The sequence below is a fragment of the Paenibacillus sinopodophylli genome (genome assembly GCF_005930355.1).
Taxonomy (GTDB): Bacteria; Bacillota; Bacilli; order Paenibacillales; family Paenibacillaceae; genus Pristimantibacillus; species Pristimantibacillus sinopodophylli.
Map to the genome: position 1 here is coordinate 1 of NZ_VDBO01000038.1, position 2,437 is coordinate 2,437.

At 53.6% G+C, this 2,437-nt stretch carries 2 protein-coding genes; both read left to right on the top strand.

Annotated features, from left to right (window positions below):
• A partial coding sequence (locus FGT79_RS31475) for a hypothetical protein (RefSeq protein ID WP_212758669.1) occupies positions 1–2,121 on the top strand: 2,121 nt, incomplete at its 5' end.
• Between the two features lie 74 nt (positions 2,122–2,195).
• Positions 2,196–2,437 (top strand): hypothetical protein (locus tag FGT79_RS30500; RefSeq protein ID WP_138756579.1); only part of this gene is annotated, 242 nt, incomplete at its 3' end.

Below are 2,437 nucleotides of genomic sequence, written 5' to 3' on the forward strand. Positions count from 1 at the left end.
ATCGGGACGCATCCGAATTGGAGAGGCACGATTAATAGGCTGCGCTTCGATTTGGCCAACGGTCCCCACATCTCTACCGTAGCGGTGGACACGATCAACGTACAATCGGTATCGACTGGCGGAGCTAAGCTCATCGTGGCTGGCGGAGGCGGAGGCGATACCATCGGGAATTCGGAAGCATATGGCGGGCATGCCAAAACCTCCGACAGCATCGGACAGGGAGAGAACGGAGACGCAGGACGTCACTCCGCTAGCAATCCGAACGACGAGAGCGGAGGCGGAGGCGGCTATTACGGCGGACAGGTTCGGCACGGGGACGATAGCAGATGGTCCTATGGCGGAACCAACTACGTCGATATCAGCTTATCGACTCCGGTGGTTCTGCAAGGTAATCTATCTATGCCGAAACCAGCGGGAGGCACACAAGTCGGTCAAGCGGGAGACGGTTATGTGAGGATTCAGTCGCCAGGGCAGCCCGCGGTCGGGACGCCTACGATCATCGCGGACGTCATGACGGATCCCGGCGTAGCGGTACCGCCGGATAGCGCGTACGAGCTCATTCCCATAACGACCGATCCAGATGCGACCGTTGTCGTGGGGTCAAGGCCGTATACGCCAGGCAAATTTATTCTGCTGGATCATGGATTCACGGTCTACTTTCCTAACCGAGGGAACTTTTACGGCAATGGTGGACAAGGACTGCTGAACGTGAGCTCGGATCGTGGCAAAGGGTTCACGGATAACATGAGCACGACAGCGTGGACGAAGGAAAAAGCGGTGCGGTTTGCGTTCAACGTCATCCTAGACGATGTCCTCTACACGGCGAACGAATGGATTGATCTGCCGGTAGAGCAAGAAACCTTCGCCTTTTATGTGCCGCTGGCCAACAAAGAGCGAATAAGCGCCATGGTGGAGTATCGCAGCATTGCCATTAATGGGGAAGAAGATAACGATGCCACGACGAACAAAGTCAGGTATGGGAACTATGGCGCCAGGCATAGCGCGAACAAGAAATACAATATCGACGTGGTGGGCCGAATCGGGAATATGACGATCGAGGACACGGGGGATTTCCGGTATTCCAATCTCTTTAAAATGCCGCTGTCTCCAGTGCAATGGCTCATTCCAAACGTCGTGAAGAAAGTGAATCCGAACCGACAGAACCGGATTGTAGGGGAGAAGACGGACATCCGCGGGGAAGCCCTCACAAGCGCGAGAGGGTATCTGGATACCTATGGACTGCTGCCACACTTGCGGCAAGATCCGGTGTTATTCCCGTTGTCGCCGGAGAAGAACAACATCCAGTCGCTGATCAAGCAGCCGATTCGGATAGGCTACAAAACGCTCACGGATATTCAGACCATCGGGAACTACTACGACAGCTTGCAAATCATCCCTTACTACTACGCGATGGATTTGCAAACGGGAGCGGTGAAGGAAGTCGACATCTATATGGATGTGAAAGGACAGTATAAGGTGATCAATAAGTTCGGTGCAGCAGTGCCGGGCTGGGACCCTGCTACGATCTATCCCCATGTCGAATCGCTGGATTGGACAACCGAAGCTGGTCGGCGGAATGTAAGCGCAGCGGAATTAGAGGTCACCGATCAGGTTGCGACGTATAAGCAAAACTTAGGGCTCGATCCGAATATTGGCCCTGGTGGGACGCCATATGGAGCGAACTACCCGTACGGCACGGCCCAAATCCTGTATCCATCGGGCAGGAATCGGACCTATATTGGCAGTTCGACGACAAATGGATGGGATAAGAACCCGGGTCAGAAGCTGCCGGAACTGCTCTATCAAGAGCAAGCACAGCGCTGGCATTACAGCTTTGGTCTGCCTTCATCGGCGGTTGCAGTAGAGAAGGGAAAGAGCCCGACAACAGCGAATATCCAAGCTTTTCGTAAGAGCACGACCCATGTACTGCTCATGACAGCGGATATTAAAGCGGTCGGAGATACCTTTGTTTTGAACTATGAATCACCGAATGCGAATGGACAGATTGCTTTCCCCGGATTTCCGGTGAGGTCATTAAAGGATATTCCCCACGCGGTGATTAACGTGTATTCCATTACAAAATCATCTGGAGACGATCTGAAAGTGTCGGGTACGCATTAGACGGAAGGAAGGGGAGAGGGTGAAAGGTGTCTCTCCGCTTCTCTTCTTTAAGAACAGCGAAAGCAGGGCTGCTCATGAGAGCAGGATGCTCTAAGAGATGGGATGGTGCAGGACTTGTCGATGATTCGAATAGATTTGAATGCCATCGAAGCCGCCAAGCCGAAGCTGAGCCAGGGCATGCAGAAATGCGCGCAGCTTCATGGCAGCTTGTCTTCGACGGTGTATCAAGTCGATTCCTCCATTGGAGCCAGAAGAAGCATCCGGTCGAGGCTGGATCGAACGGCACAGCGGATGCGGGAGCTGGATCAGAAACTGA